The organism is Amycolatopsis sp. NPDC049868 (assembly GCF_044461365.1).
GTDB lineage: Bacteria > Actinomycetota > Actinomycetes > Mycobacteriales > Pseudonocardiaceae > Amycolatopsis.
The window spans coordinates 522,106-539,081 of record NZ_JBITKV010000004.1; the positions used below are offsets into that span (position 1 = coordinate 522,106).

Genomic DNA, 16,976 nt, shown 5'->3' on the forward strand with positions numbered 1-16,976 from the left:
CGATGAGAGCCCGAAAGAGCGGAGCACCACAGTGACGATGCCGTTGTACGCCTCTCCCGAGCAGTTGATGCGGGAGCGTTCCGAGATCGCGCGCAAGGGCATCGCGCGTGGCCGGAGCGTGGTCGTGCTCAAGTACCGCGGTGGCGTGCTGTTCGTGGCCGAGAACCCCTCGGCGACGTTGCACAAGGTGTCGGAGATCTACGACCGGATCGGTTTCGCGGCCGTGGGCCGCTACAGCGAGTTCGAAAACCTCCGTGTCGCCGGTATCCGGCACGCGGACCTGAAGGGCTACCAGTACGACCGGCGGGACGTCAGCGCGCGTGCGCTGGCGAACGCGTACGCCGCGACGCTGGGCAGCATCTTCACCGAGCAGCTGAAGCCGTTCGAGGTCGAGGTCTGCGTCGCCGAGGTCGGCGCGACCGCCGCCGAGGACCAGCTGTACCGGTTGACCTACGACGGTTCGATCTTCGACGAGCCGAAGTTCGTCGTGATGGGCGGTCAGGCCGACACGCTCACCACGAAGCTGAAGGAGAGCTTCGAGCCGGACATGGAGCTCGGCGTCGCCCTCGGGGTCGCGGTGAAGGCGTTGCGAGACAACACCCCCACGCCTGCGAACGGCGACTCGGACCCGGTGAAGCTCGAAGTCGCCGTGCTGGAGCGGGAGCGGCGGGGCCGCAAGTTCCGCCGGGTCGCCGGTGCGGCGCTGGAGGCGCTGCTGCCCGCCGAGCCGGAAGAGCCGAAGAAGGACGACGCCGACGGCGACAAGCCCGACGGTGAGTCCAAGAAGGACTGAGCCTCTCTGTACGCGAAGGGCCTCTTCTCACATTTGGGAAGGGGCCCTTCACATATCGCGCGGTACACAGTGGACGCCGTGAAGGCCTCCTTCCCTACCTTGAGAGTAGGGAAGGAGGCCTTCACGGACGGTCAGCCGATATCAGGCAGGACCGGTGCCCCACCACTGGCTGCGGCCGCCGGCGATGAAGCTCCACAGCTGGAGCCGCGTGCCGTTGGTGGCCGAGTTGCCCTCCGCGGTCAGGTAGCGACCGCTGCTCGGGCTCTGGAAACGGACGTAACCTTCGGGGTTGACGCTGCCGCCCCACCACTGGTTCTTGGCGCCGGCGATGAAGTCCCAGAGCTGGACGATGGTGCCGTTGCGGTTGATGCTGTTGAGGTCCGCGTCCAGGTAGCGGCCGCTGGCCACGTTCTGGAAGCGGGTGTAGCCCTCGGGGTTGTCGGTGATGTAGAACGCCTGGTGGTCCGCGTTCATGTTGCAGTCCCAGAGCTGCATCTTGGTGCCGTTGCGGTTGATGGTGTTCAGGTCGGCGTCCCAGCACTTGTTCGGGTTGAGGCCGGACGGGATGAGGAACATGTCCGCGTCGGCGACGCCCGCGGCCTGCGTGCGCGCGCCGGTCGAGGTGCGCTTGACCGGGATGAGCTGGATGCCGTTCACGGAGACCGTCTTGAATCCCTCGCCGGTGGCCTGCGGTGCGGCGGTCGCGGCCGGAGCGGTGACCAGGGTCAGGACACCCGCGGCGGCGGCGATGATTCCCGCCAGTCGCTTCATTTTCGTCATTTTCTTTCCCCTTTGTGGAAAGCGTTTTCTCCCAGTGAGGTGAAGGGGAACGGCAGAAGACAACGGGCCACGATGAAACGCGCCCCGTGAGTCCGGCCGGTGAATCCCCCTCGTGGAAGGCTCCGCGTAAACCCCCGAGAAGCGGGCCTTCTCCGAACATCATTCAGGTCTGGACCACGGCCGTCGAGGAGATTTCCGATAGCGGCAATAAGGCAGTTCAGCGATGTAACGGAATGGCGCGGCACGCGATCACACGGCGACGACTTCGATCAAGGCGAGGACATCCGTGCGCATCGAGCTGACGTTGCAGGACCTGACGCGTGTTCGGCTCGCGCCCGAAGCCGATCCCTTGGCCGAGCTGGTTTCGAGTCTGCAGATCCTGCAACGGCGCGACGCGGGCTCGGCGTTGTTCAACCGGTGGAGACATCGGGTCCGGCTGGGATTGTCGGAGTCGGCTTCGGTACTGCTGTGGTTGTGCCGCCCGCATGCGCCGATCCCGGCGTTCCTCGTTCCGGGCGTGGAAGAAAGTGGTTTGGAGGCGGGGCTGGCGGAAGTCGCCCGCACCGACCCGGTCGGTTTGAAATCGGCGTTGCGGGATTTCCCGGGGAACCGGGAGCTGCCGTCGTGGGCGGCGGGATTGCCGGACGGGGACACGGCCGGGCTGCCCAAGCTCGTCCAGGCGATGCAGGACTACTTCGAACTGTCGCTGGCGCCGGGCTGGGAGCCGGCACGGGCGCAGGTCGAGGCGGACCGGGGGATGCGGGCCCAGCTGCTCCTGTACGACGGGGTGGACGCGATGCTCACGAGTCTGCGGCCGCTGGTGCGCTGGTCTTCGCCGGTACTGGAGATCGGTGACGGGATCGTCGGTTCCCGTGGCGCGGACGGCGCCGGGCTGATCATCTCGCCGACGTACTTCGCGGTATGCCCGGTGATCGTCCCCGCGGCGGGACGTTCACCGGTTCGGTTGCTCTACCCCTCGGTGCGGCAGGCGGCTCCGTCGACCGGATACGGCCGCGATGTGCGGAGATCACCGGACACCGCCCTCGCCGACCTGCTCGGCCCGACCCGGGCGGCGACGCTGGCGGTCCTGGCGGTCGGCTGCAGCACGTCGGAGCTGGCCGCCAGGCTTGGCGTGACCCCGTCGGCGGCCAGCAAGCACGCCGCCGTGTTGCGGCGCGCGGGGCTCATCACCACCGAACGGGATCGCAACGCCGTGCTGCATTCGCTGACGCCCCTGGGGACCGCGCTTCTGGGTACTTAGGCGCTGTCCGGTAAGTCGTGTTCGCGATCTCCGCGCCCAGGCGGTCCCTGACGGCGCGGGCGGATGCGGCCGAGTACGACCCGGTACGAGGCCGATCCGCCCGCACCGTCAGGAACCACCTGGATCACGAAGCCCATCGAACAGACTTACCGGACAGCGCCTAGAGCCGGTAGATGGTGAGCGCGCTGGGCCGCGACCGGAAGCGGAAGTCGTTGCCGAGCGGGCCGACCTCGCCGTCGGTGGCGACCCGGCGGTTGCCGTTGAGCAGCCGGACGTGCAACTCCGGGACGTCGAGCTCCTGGTAGACGTGGCTGGCGTTGAGGCTGTTCGTGATCGTGGCGAGGATGAACCGTGCCCGCGAATACGGCACGTCGGCGCGCAGGTAGCGCACGTCGAGAAGGCCGGTGTCGAGGGCCGGGCGGCGCGAGGGCGCGAACCCCTTCGGGGAGTAGGTGCCGTTGCCGACGAACAGCAGCCAGATGCTGGTGTTCTTGCCGTTGAGGGTCACTTCCAGCGGCTTCGCGCGGCGGAGGGTGCGGGCGAGTGCGATCGCCGCGGACGGCCACTTCGGATGCCGCTTCTGCAGCCGCTCCCGGATCCGGACCATTTCCGGGTAGCCGCCGAGGCTCGCGGTGTTGACGAAATAGCGGTGGTCATCGCCGTGGTTGATCTCGACCTCGCCGAGGTCGACCCCGACGGCGTTGCCCGCTTCGGTCGCGGCGTCCGCGTCGGGCATCGAGCGCATGCCGACGTCGCGGGCGAAATGGTTGAGGGTGCCCGCCGGGATGAGCGCGAGCGGCAGGTCGTGGTCGGCCGCGACGGCGGCCACCGCGGCGACGGTCCCGTCGCCCCCGGCGACGCCGAGCGCGCGCACGGTGTTGTCGCGGGCGGCGATCTCGTCGCAGAGCTGATCGCGCAGATCCCGTTTCGCGTCCGGGTACAGGATGGTGGCCTTGGGCCAGGCGAAGCGGGCTTGGTCGGTCGGGTCCTGGCCGTCGATCCCCGAATGCGGGTTGACCAGGACGAGCATGTCCTCGCCGTCGCGCATCTCCGGCGCCTCGGCGGTGTGCGCGGTGCGGCCGGGGACGTCGTCGTTCAGCGGCCACCAGTGCCGCGTCAGCAGGCCCGCGCCGACGCCGATACCGATCCCCACGCCGACGTCACTGGGCCAGTGGACGCCGGTGTGGATCCGGGAATAGGCGACTGCGGCGGCCAGCGGGACAAGGGCGGCGCCGGTCTTGGGCGATTCCATCGCGACGGCCGTGACGAAGGCGGCCGCCGACGCCGAGTGTCCGGACGGGAACGACGACGAGGTCGGCCGCCGGACGAGGCGCCGGTGCATCGGCACCTCCTCTGCCGCGGGCCGTCGGCGCGGGAACAGTGGCTTGCCGATCAGGTTCGCCGCCGCGCTCGCCCCGGCGATGGCGGCCACGCCGCGGAGCGCACCCCGGCGCGTCGGGCCCTTCTTCGCCGCGAGAGCGATCGCGACACACCACCAGAGCTTGGACTTGTCCGCACTTTTGGAGAGTGAGGTGATCACGTCGTCTGCCCTGGTCCTCGGCAGGGCCGCGCTTCGTGCCATCAGCCGTCGATCGGTTCGTCCGACCTTACGGAAAGGGCGCTTGAGCTGCTTTAACACGGGTTCCCCACTTCCGGGCCGGGACGTCATGCGCGTGATATCCGATCGGGACTTCCCGCACACCTTTCACCGAATGCAACGTACCGACCGCGTGTCGCCGCCCGAACGGCGCACCTTCAGTGGGTCCTCACCGCCTACTCTGGTGGGATGCAGCGGCGGATCTTTGGCATCGAGACCGAGTACGGGGTCACGTGCACCTTTCACGGGCAGCGCAGGCTCTCCCCGGACGAGGTGGCGCGTTACCTGTTTCGGCGTGTCGTGTCCTGGGGGCGTTCGTCGAACGTCTTCCTGTCGAACGGCTCGCGGCTCTACCTCGACGTGGGCTCTCACCCTGAGTACGCGACGGCCGAATGCGACGACCTCGTCCAGCTCGTCACGCACGACAAGGCCGGTGAGCGCATCCTTGAGGACCTCCTGGTCGACGCCGAGCGGCGGCTGGCGGACGAGGGCATCGGCGGCGACATCTTCCTGTTCAAGAACAACACCGACTCGGCGGGCAACTCCTACGGTTGCCACGAGAACTACCTGGTGACCCGTGCGGGGGAGTTCTCCCGGATCGCCGATGTGCTGCTGCCGTTCCTGGTGACCCGGCAGCTGATCTGCGGCGCGGGCAAGGTGCTGCAGACGCCGCGCGGCGCGGTGTACTGCCTGTCCCAGCGTGCGGAACACATCTGGGAAGGCGTCTCCAGCGCCACCACGCGTTCGCGGCCGATCATCAACACCCGCGACGAGCCGCACGCCGACGCGGAGCGCTACCGGCGCCTGCACGTCATCGTCGGCGACTCGAACATGGCCGAGCCGACCACGATGCTCAAGGCGGGCTCGGCGAACCTGGTGCTGGAGATGATCGAGGCGGGCGTCCAGTTCCGCGACTTCACGCTGGACAACCCGATAAGGGCCATCCGCGAGATCAGCCACGACCTCACCGGCCGCCGCCAGGTGCGGCTCGCCGGCGGCCGCGAGGCGTCGGCGCTGGACATCCAGCGCGAGTACCACGCCCGCGCCGTCCAGCACGTCAAGGAGACGGGTTCGTCGCCGCAGTCCGAGCGCGTCGTCGAACTGTGGGGCCGGGCGCTGGAGGCGGTCGAGCAGCAGGACTTCAGCAAGATCGACACCGAGATCGACTGGGCGATCAAGCACCGGCTGGTCGAGCGCTACCGCAACAAGCACGACCTCGATCTGTCGAGCCCGCGGATCGCCCAGCTCGATCTGGCCTACCACGACATCCGGCGTGGCCGTGGCATCTTCGACCTGCTGCAGCGGAAGGGGCTCGTGCGGCGGGTCACCGACGACGGCGAGATCGAACTGGCCAAGGACACCCCGCCGCAGACCACGCGGGCGAAGCTGCGCGGTGACTTCATCGCCGCCGCGCAGGCCGCCGGGCGCGACTTCACGGTGGACTGGGTGCACCTCAAGCTGAACGACCAGGCGCAGCGGACCGTGCTCTGCAAGGACCCGTTCCGCTCGGTGGACGAACGCGTCGAGAGGCTCATCTCCTCGCTCTGATCGACACCCGGCTCAGAACCGGCCGACACGCGGTTGTCACTCCAAGTACCGTGTGCGTTGCTGTGGGTTCTGAGCCGGGGAGGGCGCGGATGGACGACGATCGGTCGCCGTCATCCGCCGCCGATGCGGACCGGATCAGCGGTCGGGATCAGGACACGGTCGATTCGCTTACCAACAGCATCGGAGTGGAACAAACCGCGATTCAGGACAAGGTGAACTCTCTGGGTGCCGCGTGGCCCAAGGCCAACACGGAATCAATGTCGCACTCGGCGGACTGGAAGCGGCAGTCGTGACGTACCCGACCGTGTGGCCGGAGGAGCCTTACCGGCGGCTACCGCCCGGCATGATCGGAAACATTCGCGAAATCGCCACCAGTCTCGGGGCCGGAACGGGCGTCGTCGGCCTGGTCATGGTGATCGTCATACAGATCTCGGGGCGGGTTCTTCCGACTGCGAGTGATGGCGCCAATGTCGTCACCATGGGGATGGCCACTTTCGCGGCCGGTGCGTCGCTGTTGTCGGGACTCGCCATGTTGATTTCACGGACGCTCGTGAGAACGGGCTGTGTCGAGACGAAAGGTGCCATAACTCTGCGAGGAGTCGAGGCGGGGTTGTGCGCAGGAGCGATTTTCGCGATGGCAGTCTTCTTGTTCTTCTACGTTCCGGGGATCGTCGGTTCCGGGCGGTACAACCCGCAGGATCGCATCGAGGTGACACCCGGCATTGTGATGTACACACTCCTGCCGGTTCTCGCCATGATCCTGACGGCCGTCAACCTCGTCGTCTCCCATCGGTTGCTCTTCCCGACCGTCGAGAAGGTGCAGAAGTATCTGGCGCGGGAGTCCGGCTGACTCGGGTCTCGTCACGTCGCCGTCGGCCAGGCTAGGGTGACTCGCGCGATTCTTGGACCGAGGGAGAGGTACGCCGATGCGCCGTGCGTTGCTGGTCCTGCTGGGAGCGGTCGTCCCGCTGGCGTTCACCGGCGTCGCGCACGCCGCGCCCGAGTGCCCCGATCCCGCGTGGGTGGAGACCCCGACGGGCACGGACGCGCAGCTTCGCGGTCTCTCCGCGGTGGATTCCCGTACGGCGTGGGTCAGCGGCAGCAGGGGCACCATCCTGCGCACCATCGACCGTGGCCGCACCTGGAAGCCCGTCGCCCCGGCCGGTACCGAGGCGCTCGACTTCCGCGACATCGAGGCCTTCGACGCCGATCACGCGGTCGCCCTGTCGATCGGGCCCGGCGACGCGTCCCGGATCTACCGCACGGACGACGGTGGCGAGAGCTGGCGACTGTCCTTCCAGAACAGTGATCCGGCCGCTTTCTACGACTGTGTCGCGTTCTTCGACCACCGGCGCGGCCTGGCGATGAGCGATCCGGTGGACGGCAAGTTCCGGCTGCAGTCCACTTCGGACGGCGGCCGCACCTGGAAGCCCGTACCTGCCGAGGGTATGGTCCCCGCGCTCGACGGCGAGTTCGGCTTCGCCGCCAGCGGCCAGTGCCTCACGACGTCGGGTCCGCGTGACGCCTGGATCGCCACCGGCGGCGGTGCCCGCGCGCGGGTCCTGCACTCCGGTGACGGCGGGAGGACTTGGGAGGCGGCCGACACCCCGTTGCCCAGTGGCGCGTCCGCCGGCGTCTTCTCGGTGACCTTCCGGGATCCGCGGCACGGCGTGGCGATCGGCGGCGACTACGCGGCGCCGAACGCGCCCGGTCCGGCGGTCGCGCTCAGCGCGGACAAGGGCCGCACCTGGCGGACGCCGTCCGAGGCGCCGGTCGGCTACCGCTCGGGCCTGGCGTGGCTGGGGAACACGGTGCTCGCCGTCGGCCCCGGCGGGAGCGACCTGAGCCCGGACGGCGGACGGCACTGGAAGTCGTTCGACACCGGATCGCTGGACTCCGTCGACTGTGCCCGCGGTGCCTGCTGGGCGAGCGGGGCGAAGGGACGGGCCGCCCGGCTCGGCACGGCCTAAGCTCGAAGGACTATGACCGCACAAGCCGAATCAGTCCCGGAGACCACCGATCATCTGGTCGAGGTGTTGAAGGCGCTGGCCAACCCGATCCGGCTCCAGGTGCTCGGGTGGCTGCGCGAGCCGGACCGGCATTTCCCGCCGGAGAAGGCGATCGCCGACCAGAACGAGGTCGGTGTCTGCGTCAGTCATCTCCAGGCCAAGCTGGGACTCGCGCAGTCCACGGTGTCCGCGTACATGGCGTTGCTGCAGCGCGCCGGGCTCGTCGAGTCGACGCGGGTGGGGAAGTGGACGCACTACCGGCGCGACGAGCGGCGGATCACGCAGCTCGTGGACCTGCTGGGACGCTCCATCTGATCTCGCCGGGAATAACATATCGAGAATCTGCGATACTTCGATATGTTGGACTCGACCTGAGGAGAGACAGATGGAACTGGGGCGTTTCGGGATCTGGACGTTCGACTTCGAGGATCAGCCCGCGAGCATGCTGCGGGATTCTGTACAGGAGCTGGAGGAACTCGGCTGGCCCGCGATCTGGATCCCGGAACGGGACGGGCGCGAAGCGCTGACCCACGCCGGATTCCTGCTCGCGTCCACCGAGCGCATGGCCGTGGTCAACGGGATCGCGCGTATCGGCTCCCGCGGCGCGCGCTGGACCCGTGGCGCGGCGCTCCTGCTCGCCGACGCGTATCCGGGCAGGCATGTCCTGGGGCTCGGCTTCGGTGGCGCGCAGCCCGGCGTCAAGCCGCTGGACGCGATGAGCGAATACCTGGACGAACTCGACGCCGTCACCAGTTCGAACCCGTTGCCCGACGCACCGATCCAGCGGCTGCTCGCGGCCTACGGACCGAAGATGCTCGGCCTGGCCCGCGACCGGTCCGAGGGTGCGCACACTTACCACGTGACGGTGCCGCACACCGCCCAGGCGAGGGAAGTGCTGGGGGAGAAGGCCTTCCTCGGCGTCGAGCACGCCGTGCTGTTCGAAACCGATCCGGGCAAGGCGCGCGAGATCGCCCGCGAACACCTGCACGTGTACCTGACGTCGGAGTACAACGTCGCCAAGTACCGCCGGCTCGGCTACACCGAAGCCGACATCGACGGCGGCCGCGGCAGCGACCGGCTCGTCGACGATCTCGTGTTCTGGGGCGACCTCGACACGATCGTCGCGAAACTGCACGGTCACCTGGACGCCGGCGCCGACCATGTCGGCGTCCAGGTCATCGGTGTCGAACCCGGCGAGTCGGCCATGCCGCATTGGCGGCGGCTGGCCGGATCGCTGCTGCCGAGCTAGCGCAGCTGGCCGGTCGGGCGGACCACGATCTCGTTGACGTCGACCGAGGGCGGCTGCTCCAGCGCGTAGAGCACCGCCCTCGCGACGTCGTCGGGTTCCAGTTTCGGCTTGGACTTCGAATCCTCGGGGATCATCGAGGTGTCGACCAGGCCTGGCTGCACGACCGTGACCCGGACGCCGGTGCCGACGGCTTCCTCCCGGATGGAGCCGGCGAGTCCGGTCACCGCCCATTTCGTCGCCGAGTAGAGGTTTCCCGGCCGGTGGTAGCGCCCGGCGACCGAGCCGGTGAGCACGAGATGCCCCTTCGATTCCGCGAGCGACGGCAGGGTCGCCCGCGCGGTGAGGGCGGTGCCGTAGACGTTCGTCAGCACCATGTCCCGCCACTGTTCGGGGTCCGCACCGCCGTCGCCGAAGAACGAGACGACGACGCTCTGCCCCGCGTTGGCGAACACCGCGTCCAGTCGGCCGAAGGTGTTCTTCACCGTCTCGACGGTCGCGGACAGCGAACCCCAGTCGGTGACGTCGGCCGCGAGCGCGAGGGCACGATCCTCGCCGAATTCTGCGACGAGCGGGAGCAGCGCCTCGCGGTCGCGGGCGAGCAGGGCGAGACGGAAACCGGCCGCCGCGGCCCGCCGTGCGGTGGCTTCGCCGAGACCGCGGGAGGCGCCGGTGATCAGCAGTACTCGATCGTTCATGCCTCCAAACTAGGCGGCGTGTAGGTGTCCCACTCCGGCACCGGTTCGCCGACGAGGGCGGCGCCCAGCCGGTCGAGGTAGAAATGCCAGCCCTTGAGGATGTCCGAGGTGTCCCAGTCGGTCTTGGGCAGCAGGTGCACGAAGTCGAGCGCCGTTCCTTCACTTCGCTCGGTCAAGGTCAGTTCGACCCGCCACGCGGGCTGACCGGTCACGCCCAGATCCATCACCAGCCGCTTCGGCGGGTCACATTCGCGGATTACGGCGGGCCCCGGTTCGGAGCCCTCCTCCGCGGTCATCGTCAGCATGATCGTGTTGCCGACCCCCGCCTCGCCCGTCCACGGGCCGATCCAGCGTGCCGTGCGCTCGGACTCGGTGAGCGCCGACCAGACGTCTTCGATCGGGTCCGGGTACTCGCGCCGGAGTTCGAGCCGGGTCACGTCGTTGTCCATGGAGCGAAGATAACCGTGGGCTTAATTAAGCGTCAACTTATCGTTCGTCAGCACCAGTCGCCCCCGGAGCCCGCCCGCCGCCAAGAGTTCGTGCGCCTTCACGGCCTCGGTCAAGGGCAAGGTGTCCGCGACCCGCAGAGCGAGCGTGCCGTCGTCGACGAGAGCGGCCAGCCCGGCGAGCGCAGGGCCGTCGGCGCGGATCCAGACATGCTCGACCTTGATGCCCCGCAAGGGGATCGGGGCCGCTCCGGCCGCGAACACCACGAACCGGCCACGGTTCGCCACGGCGTCCAGGGCCTCAAGCCCGAGCAGAGCCGTGTCGAGTACCGCGTCCACGCCGCCGGGGATCACCGCCCGCACCCGATCGGCGAGGAAATCACCACGGGGCACGAAAACCGCCGCGCCGAACCCTCGGACCAGTGCCTCATCGGCGGCGCCGGCGACCGCGACCACCCGGAAGCCGCGTGCCTTGGCCAAAGTGACCGCGTAGCCGCCGACAGCCCCCGCCGCACCGGTCACCAGGACCGTCGCTCCCGGCGGGAGGTCGAGAAGATCGAGCGCCTGGATCGCGGTGAGACCGTTCAACGGCAGGGTCGCGGCCTCCGCGGGAGACGCCGTCCGCGGTGCGGCGGCGAGCGCGTCCGCGTCGAGGACGACGAACTCGGCGTACGTGCCGAGCGCCGCCGACGGCCGGTCCTGCAGGCCGATCACGCTGTCTCCGATGGCGAATCCGGCGACGCCGTCGCCCACGGCGTCGACCGTCCCTGCCACATCCCAGCCGATCCCGAGCACCTCACGCGGCGGGACGATCCCCGCCTCGGTCAGGAAACCCGACCTGGTCCCGGCGTCGACCGGGTTGACCCCGGCCGCGGTCACCTTCACCCGCACCTGACCGGGTCCCGGGTCGGGCACCGGGACTTCGGCGAACTCCAGGACTTCCGGGCCGCCGAACCGGCGGACCACCACTGCACGCATCGTTCTCCTCCAGGGGATCGTTCCCCACGAACGTATGGGGAGCTACTCTCCATCGGGAAGTACGCACTTCGAGGTGCCCAACCCACGCGGAGGTACGCGCACCGTGGTCACGCGCACGGCACAGGAACGGCGGGACGAGGCGAAGCGGGCCTATGACGCCTACCTCGCGGCCTGTCCCGCCCGGAAACTGCTCGACGAGGTCTCGGGCAAATGGGTCAGTCTCGTTCTCGTGGCGCTCGGCGACGGGCCTCAGCGCTACAGCGACCTCTCCCGCCGGATCGCCGGCGTCAGTCAGAAGATGCTCACGCAGACCTTGCGGACCCTGGAGCGGGACGGTCTGCTGACACGCACCGTCACCGCATGCGTACCGGTGCGCGTGGACTACGAACTGACCGAGCTCGGCAGGAGCCTCCGGCAGCTGCTGGCCGGGATCAAGGACTGGGCCGAGACCCGGTTCGACGAGGTCGAGACCGCCAGGGACCGTTACGACGCGCGAACGGCGGCTCTCACCATCGGGTCGGACGGCGCGGGCTAGGGTAGCCGGGTGTCCACCGCACGCGCCGAACGTCTGGTCAACCTGGTTCTGGCCCTCCTGTCCACCCGGCAGTACCTCACCGCCGAGCGGATCCGGGGCATCGTGCCCGGGTACGCCGACGCGGCCAGCGACGAGGCGTACTTCCGCATGTTCGAGCGCGACAAGACCGAACTGCGCGAACTCGGCATCCCGCTGGAGACCGGCCGCAACTCGGCGTTCGACGCGATCGACGGCTACCGCATCGCGCGCCGTGACTACGAACTCGGTGAGATCGACCTCGCGCCCGACGAGGCGACCGCGGTCGGGCTCGCCGTCCGGCTCTGGGATTCCCCGGAACTGACCGGTGAGGCGCAAGGCGCACTGGTGAAACTTCGCGCCGCCGGGGTCGAGGTCGACGACCACGCCCCGACCGTCGTCGAACCCCGGGTACGGGCCGAACCGGCGTTCGGCCCGCTGCTGGCCGCCGTCCAAGCCGGACAGGCGGTGCGCTTCGAGTACCGCCGCAGCGGCTCGGCCGAGCGCAAGATCCGCACCCTCGAACCGTGGGGCGTGGTGTCGTGGAAGGGCCGCTGGTACGTCGTCGGGCACGACAGGGACCGTGGCGCGTCCCGCTGCTTCCGCCTCTCGCGCGTGACCGGGAAGGTCGACGCCTTCGGGGAAACCGGCGTCGTCGAACGTCCGGAAGGGGTCAACCTGCTGCGGATGGTTTCCGCCAGCAGTGGCGAGGACCCGTCCGCCCCGACCATCGCCAGTGTCTGGGTCGCCGACGGCCGGGCCGCAGGGGTCCGCCGCCGCGGCCAGGTGGTCGGCCGCAGCGACGCCGGGGGAGAAGAAGGCGACCTCGTGGAGATCGCGCTGTACTACCCGGAATCCGCCGCCGACTGGCTCACCGCCCACGGCCCGGACGTCCTCGTCCTCGAACCCGAGGTCCTCGCGAAGTCGGTCTTCAGCCGTCTCGAAGCCATCGCGCACGCGGGTGGTGCCCGATGAGCACCACCGGACGGATGCCGCGCCTGCTCGCGCTCGTGCCCTACCTCCTCGCCCGGCCCGGGATCAAGATCACCGACGCCGCCCACGACTTCGACGTCACGCCCAAGCAGCTGCGCAAGGACCTGGAGCTGCTGTGGATGTGCGGGCTGCCCGGCTACGGCCCCGGCGACCTGATCGACCTCTCCTTCGAGGGCGACACGATCGTCGTCACGCACGACGCCGGCATGAACCGTCCGCTGCGGCTCACCGGCGGAGAGGCGACGGCCATGCTCGTCGCGTTGCGAGCCTTGGCCGAGACGCCTGGAGTGGTCGACGCCGACGCGGTCCGCCGCGCGATCGCGAAGATCGAGGCCGCCGCGGGGCAGGCGCAGCCGTCGGGGATCGTCGTCGGCGGGGGAGTCCGTGAAGGCAAGAAGACCGCCGGGACTCGCGAAGCCGTCCGGGCCGCTCTCACCGCGAAGCGTGCGCTGCGGATCCGGTACTACACCGCGTCGAAGGACGAGATCACCGAACGCACCGTCGATCCGATGCGGCTGCTCATCGTCCAGGCGGTCGGTTACCTCGAAGCGTGGTGCCGCCGCGCCGAGGGCGTCCGGTTGTTCCGGCTCGACCGCATCGACGAGCTCACCGTGCTCGACGAACCCGCCGTCCCGCCGGCGCACGCCCAGCCCACTGACATTTCCGATGGTGTTTTCCGGCCCCGTCCCGACCAGCAGGAAGCCGTCCTCGTCCTCGATCCCGACACACGCTGGGTAGCCGAGTACTACCCGTGCGAGGAACTCGACGAGCTCGACGGCGGGCGGCTGCGCATCCGGATGCGGTACGCCGACGAGTCCTGGATGGTCCGGCTGATCCTCGGTCTGGGCGGAGACGCGCAGGTCGAAAGCCCGGCCGCGCTCGGAGCGGCAGTTCGTCAACGGGCGGCCGACGCGCTGGCCCGGGCTCGTCACCTAACGTCAACCTACGAGCAGTAGGGTGACGCCGTGTCGTACCTGCCGAGCATCCTGCTCGCCGTCGCCGGGCTGATCCTGCTCTTCGTTTTGCTAATCAAATTACGCAGAGTCTTGCGCGTGCTCACCCATACGATGAGCATGGTGGCTACGAACACCCGAAATCGGACAGGGCTCCTTCGTGCCAGGTCGGCCGCGCTCCGCGTGGCGATCGCGCAACGACGTGGGTCCGAAGACCGGTAACATCACACACGAGAGACTCGAGAAGGAGGCCGCAAACGATGAACGCGCTGCAGCCGTGGCACATCATCATCCTGGTGCTCGTCGTTGTTCTGCTGTTCGGCGCCAAGAGGCTTCCGGACGCCGCGCGGTCCATCGGCAAGTCCATGAAGATCTTCAAGGCCGAGACCAAGGACATGGCCGGGGACAAGGACAAGGCCGCCGAGACCGAAGAGGTCGAGACCAAGCAGCTGCCGCAGGCCACCACGCCCGCGCCCGCCGCGACCGCGCAGGACAAGCAGGTCGCCGACCTCCAGCGTCAGCTCGACGAGCTCAAGAAGCAGCAGGCCGCCACGCCCGCTCCGGCCGAGCAGGCGCAGAAGAACGCCAGCTGAGCGGTCTCACTAAGCCAAGCGGAGCCTGTTCGCGGATGAGCGCGCCGAAGTCACGGCGCGCTCATGGTGGACCCTGACGAGAACGGACTGTCCAGTGGCGGATTCCGCCTCCGGTGAGGAGCGCCGCGGTACGAAGCGGCGCAAGCGCAGCCGTCGGAGCAACCCCGACGGCACGATGACGCTCATCGAGCACATCTACGAGTTCCGGCGCCGCCTGGGCTTCGCGCTGCTCGCCATCCTGGCGGGCGGGATCATCGGCTTCATCTGGTTCCAGACCAAGGTGGGTCCGATTCCGTCGCTGGGCGAGATCATGACCGGCCCGTACTGCGGTATCCCGCACCAGCGCAGGCTCGGCGGCACTGAGCACGGCCCCTGTCAGCTGCTTCAGACGGTGCCGTTCGAAGCCTTCATGATCCAGCTGAAGGTCGGTCTCGCCGCGGGCGCGGTGCTGCTGGCGCCGCTGTGGCTCTACCAGATCTGGGCGTTCATCGCGCCTGGCCTCTACTCGAAGGAGCGCAAGTACGCGCTCACCTTCGTCTTCTTCGCGTCGATCCTCTTCGCCTTCGGCGCGGTGCTCGCGTACCTGCTCATCCCGCACGCTCTCGAGCTGCTGATGAACTTCGGTGGCGACCAGTTCATCACCGCCCTCACCGGTGACAAGTACATCTCGTTCATCTTGTCGCTGCTGCTGATCTTCGGTGTCAGCTTCGAACTCCCGCTGTTCGTGGTGATGCTGAACCGCGTCGGCGTCCTGAAGTACCAGACGCTGAAGAAGTGGCGCCGCGGCCTGATCATGGTCGTGTTCGTCTTCGCCGCCTTCGCGACGCCCGGTTCGGACCCGTTCTCGATGATCGCCCTGGCCGGCGCGCTGGTGGTGCTCCTGGAGCTCTCCATCCAGATCGCGCGCTTCCACGACCGCAAGCTCGACAAGGAACGCGGCACCGAGGGCTGGGACCAGCTCGCCGACGACGAGGCCGCGCCGTTCGACTACACGCCGAGCACGATCGACGAGGAGCCGTCGGCCGCCACGAACGGCAAGCGCACCAGCACCGACGACGTCACCTGAGCCGGGGATGCACGCGGCACTGGCCGTCCACCCCGCCTCGGGTAACGGGGCCGCGGAACGGCTGATGGAGTCGGTCGCGGCGCGGCTGCGGCCCGTCGTCGACCGGCTCGACGTCCTCGTGGCCCACACGGTCGACGAATCCCGTGCGCTGATGACCGACTCGCGCGCGGGCGGGCTGGACGTCCTCGTCGTCCTCGGTGGTGACGGCGCCGCGCACGAAGGCGTTCAGTTCTGCGCCGAATCCGGCGTCGCGCTCGGGCTCGTCCCCGCGGGCACCGGCAACGACTTCGCCAGGGCGCTCGGCATCCCCGAACGGCCGCACACCGCCGTCGATCTCGTCGCGAGGCGGATCGCGGAGGGGAAACGGCGGCGGATCGATCTCGGCCGGGCCGGTGGCGAATGGTTCGCCACCGTACTGTGCTCCGGCTTCGACGCACTGGTCACCGAACGCGCCAACCGGCTGACCTGGCCGCGCGGCCCGCGCCGCTACGACGTCGCGATCCTGGCCGAACTCGCCGCGTTCCGGCCCCGGCCGGTGGTGCTCCGCACTGACGTCGAGACGCTCGAACTCGACGCGACCATGATCGCCGTCGGCAACACCCCGTTCTACGGCGGCGGCATGCGGATCTGTCCTGGAGCCGATCCGGAGGACGGGCTGTTCGACGTCACCGTCGTGGGCAACGCGACCCGGCGGGACCTGCTCCGCATGCTGCCCGGCGTCCGCTCCGGGCAGCACATCGCGCATCCGGCGGTCCGGACCCTCAAGGCCGCCCAGATCCACCTGGCGGGCAGCGACCTGCCCGTCTACGCCGACGGCGAGCCGCTGGGCGGGTTGCCGATCGACGTCACCTGCGTCCCCGGAGCGCTCACCGTCGTCGGGTGAGCCCGGCGTAGTCACCCGCCCGCCACACCTGTCCGCGGAACGTCGCGGCCGGCATCAGGTCGCCGCGCGGGAAGAACACCCCGCCGCAGCGATGGCAGAACCAGGCCTGCCGCCAGTACTCGAGCGCAGCCGGGATGCCCCGCCGGATCCGTGCGTTGCGCCGCAACCGGAGCACGTACAGCACGGCGAACAGGGCGACCAGTGCGAAGGCGCCGACGGGGAAGATCGACGCCCCGATGAACTGCGCGACCCGGCCGTCGGCGGTCGGCGCGACGTTCTCGTCCAGCACGTCGTTGGCGAAGGCGAGGAACACGAACGCGGGGATCGACAGCACCAGTGCGAGCGCCAGGAAGCACCCGCCGCCGCGGAGCACCGGATACGGGTTGAGCGACGCCGCGGTCGCGGTCACCGACACACCCGTGTGCGTCGTCGCGGTGTAGACCACGCCGTCACCGGCCGGGATGGCCGTCATCCCGCCTTGCATCCTGTAGGTCGTCTGCCCGCTCTGGAACACCGCCGGCACACTTTGCACCTGGTCGACCTGCGCGCACTGCGGGCAAGCAATCTCCATGGCGTCCCCTC

21 protein-coding genes are annotated in these 16,976 nt (G+C 69.0%); 15 read left to right on the top strand and 6 right to left on the bottom strand.

Annotation, left to right across the window (positions count from 1 at the left end; all coding sequences use genetic code 11):
* Positions 1 to 31 precede the first annotated feature (31 nt).
* Positions 32 to 793, top strand: a complete 762-nt coding sequence (prcA, locus tag ACIBTM_RS20935) for a proteasome subunit alpha (RefSeq protein ID WP_395878712.1) — start codon at positions 32 to 34, stop codon at positions 791 to 793.
* A gap of 141 nt (positions 794 to 934) precedes the next feature.
* Here prcA and ACIBTM_RS20940 read toward each other — a convergent pair whose 3' ends face one another.
* Positions 935 to 1,573: an RICIN domain-containing protein gene (locus ACIBTM_RS20940; protein ID WP_395878713.1), complete on the bottom strand. Its 639-nt coding sequence runs from the start codon at positions 1,571 to 1,573 to the stop codon at positions 935 to 937.
* Between the two features lie 286 nt (positions 1,574 to 1,859).
* Here ACIBTM_RS20940 and ACIBTM_RS20945 point away from each other — a divergent pair, with 286 nt between their 5' ends.
* On the top strand, positions 1,860 to 2,834 hold the full coding sequence (locus ACIBTM_RS20945; RefSeq protein WP_395878714.1) for an ArsR/SmtB family transcription factor: 975 nt from the start codon (positions 1,860 to 1,862) through the stop codon (positions 2,832 to 2,834).
* Positions 2,835 to 2,994: 160 nt separating this feature from the next.
* On the opposite strand, the gene ACIBTM_RS20950 is transcribed toward ACIBTM_RS20945, so the two are convergent.
* Complete coding sequence (locus ACIBTM_RS20950) at positions 2,995 to 4,473, bottom strand: bifunctional phosphatase PAP2/diacylglycerol kinase family protein (protein ID WP_395878715.1); 1,479 nt, start codon at positions 4,471 to 4,473, stop codon at positions 2,995 to 2,997.
* A gap of 147 nt (positions 4,474 to 4,620) precedes the next feature.
* On the opposite strand from ACIBTM_RS20950, the gene pafA reads away from it, so the two are divergent.
* The 6 genes from pafA (at position 4,621) to ACIBTM_RS20980 (ending at position 9,237) form a co-directional block, all read left to right on the top strand.
* Positions 4,621 to 5,979 (top strand): Pup--protein ligase, encoded by a 1,359-nt coding sequence (gene pafA, locus ACIBTM_RS20955; RefSeq protein ID WP_037337524.1) that lies wholly within the window; start codon positions 4,621 to 4,623, stop codon positions 5,977 to 5,979.
* Positions 5,980 to 6,068: 89 nt separating this feature from the next.
* On the top strand, positions 6,069 to 6,272 hold the full coding sequence (locus ACIBTM_RS20960) for a hypothetical protein (RefSeq protein WP_395878716.1): 204 nt from the start codon (positions 6,069 to 6,071) through the stop codon (positions 6,270 to 6,272).
* The gene (locus tag ACIBTM_RS20965; protein WP_395878717.1) at positions 6,269 to 6,829 is read left to right on the top strand and encodes a hypothetical protein; all 561 of its coding nucleotides are present in this window, start codon (positions 6,269 to 6,271) and stop codon (positions 6,827 to 6,829) included. The genes ACIBTM_RS20960 and ACIBTM_RS20965 overlap by 4 nt, the downstream gene beginning before the upstream one ends.
* 76 nt (positions 6,830 to 6,905) lie before the next feature.
* Positions 6,906 to 7,949 (top strand): WD40/YVTN/BNR-like repeat-containing protein, encoded by a 1,044-nt coding sequence (locus tag ACIBTM_RS20970; RefSeq protein ID WP_395878718.1) that lies wholly within the window; start codon positions 6,906 to 6,908, stop codon positions 7,947 to 7,949.
* Between the two features lie 12 nt (positions 7,950 to 7,961).
* A complete protein-coding gene (locus tag ACIBTM_RS20975) occupies positions 7,962 to 8,303 on the top strand; it encodes an ArsR/SmtB family transcription factor (protein WP_395878719.1) in 342 nt (113 codons plus the stop codon).
* A gap of 70 nt (positions 8,304 to 8,373) precedes the next feature.
* Positions 8,374 to 9,237, top strand: coding sequence for a TIGR03620 family F420-dependent LLM class oxidoreductase (locus tag ACIBTM_RS20980; RefSeq protein ID WP_395878720.1), 864 nt, complete (start codon positions 8,374 to 8,376; stop codon positions 9,235 to 9,237).
* On the opposite strand, the gene ACIBTM_RS20985 is transcribed toward ACIBTM_RS20980, so the two are convergent.
* From ACIBTM_RS20985 to ACIBTM_RS20995, 3 genes are read right to left on the bottom strand one after another with little or no spacing between them, the layout of a single operon-like run.
* Positions 9,234 to 9,932 carry an SDR family oxidoreductase gene (locus ACIBTM_RS20985; protein WP_395878721.1) on the bottom strand — a complete coding sequence of 233 codons (699 nt, stop codon included), beginning with the start codon at positions 9,930 to 9,932 and terminating at the stop codon, positions 9,234 to 9,236. The genes ACIBTM_RS20980 and ACIBTM_RS20985 overlap by 4 nt on opposite strands.
* Positions 9,929 to 10,381: an SRPBCC family protein gene (locus tag ACIBTM_RS20990; RefSeq protein ID WP_395878722.1), complete on the bottom strand. Its 453-nt coding sequence runs from the start codon at positions 10,379 to 10,381 to the stop codon at positions 9,929 to 9,931. Before ACIBTM_RS20990 ends, ACIBTM_RS20985 begins: the two co-directional genes overlap by 4 nt.
* 21 nt (positions 10,382 to 10,402) lie before the next feature.
* A complete protein-coding gene (locus tag ACIBTM_RS20995; protein ID WP_395878723.1) occupies positions 10,403 to 11,356 on the bottom strand; it encodes an NADP-dependent oxidoreductase in 954 nt (317 codons plus the stop codon).
* A 103-nt stretch (positions 11,357 to 11,459) separates the two neighbouring features.
* On the opposite strand from ACIBTM_RS20995, the gene ACIBTM_RS21000 reads away from it, so the two are divergent.
* The 7 genes from ACIBTM_RS21000 (at position 11,460) to ACIBTM_RS21030 (ending at position 16,394) form a co-directional block, all read left to right on the top strand.
* Positions 11,460 to 11,891, top strand: coding sequence for a winged helix-turn-helix transcriptional regulator (locus ACIBTM_RS21000; RefSeq protein ID WP_395878910.1), 432 nt, complete (start codon positions 11,460 to 11,462; stop codon positions 11,889 to 11,891).
* Positions 11,892 to 11,900: 9 nt separating this feature from the next.
* Positions 11,901 to 12,881 carry a helix-turn-helix transcriptional regulator gene (locus ACIBTM_RS21005; protein ID WP_395878724.1) on the top strand — a complete coding sequence of 327 codons (981 nt, stop codon included), beginning with the start codon at positions 11,901 to 11,903 and terminating at the stop codon, positions 12,879 to 12,881.
* Positions 12,878 to 13,855 (top strand): helix-turn-helix transcriptional regulator, encoded by a 978-nt coding sequence (locus ACIBTM_RS21010; protein ID WP_395878725.1) that lies wholly within the window; start codon positions 12,878 to 12,880, stop codon positions 13,853 to 13,855. The genes ACIBTM_RS21005 and ACIBTM_RS21010 overlap by 4 nt, the downstream gene beginning before the upstream one ends.
* Positions 13,856 to 13,864: 9 nt before the next feature.
* Positions 13,865 to 14,074: a bacteriophage holin gene (locus ACIBTM_RS21015; protein ID WP_395878726.1), complete on the top strand. Its 210-nt coding sequence runs from the start codon at positions 13,865 to 13,867 to the stop codon at positions 14,072 to 14,074.
* Positions 14,075 to 14,112: 38 nt separating this feature from the next.
* A complete protein-coding gene (gene tatA / locus ACIBTM_RS21020) occupies positions 14,113 to 14,445 on the top strand; it encodes a Sec-independent protein translocase subunit TatA (protein WP_007035409.1) in 333 nt (110 codons plus the stop codon).
* Between the two features lie 94 nt (positions 14,446 to 14,539).
* On the top strand, positions 14,540 to 15,511 hold the full coding sequence (tatC, locus tag ACIBTM_RS21025; RefSeq protein WP_395878727.1) for a twin-arginine translocase subunit TatC: 972 nt from the start codon (positions 14,540 to 14,542) through the stop codon (positions 15,509 to 15,511).
* Positions 15,512 to 15,518: 7 nt separating this feature from the next.
* Entirely contained in the window at positions 15,519 to 16,394 is an 876-nt protein-coding gene (locus tag ACIBTM_RS21030) for a diacylglycerol/lipid kinase family protein (RefSeq protein WP_395878728.1), read from the top strand.
* On the opposite strand, the gene ACIBTM_RS21035 is transcribed toward ACIBTM_RS21030, so the two are convergent.
* Positions 16,378 to 16,965 carry a hypothetical protein gene (locus tag ACIBTM_RS21035; protein WP_395878729.1) on the bottom strand — a complete coding sequence of 196 codons (588 nt, stop codon included), beginning with the start codon at positions 16,963 to 16,965 and terminating at the stop codon, positions 16,378 to 16,380. The genes ACIBTM_RS21030 and ACIBTM_RS21035 overlap by 17 nt on opposite strands.
* Positions 16,966 to 16,976: the final 11 nt, after the last annotated feature.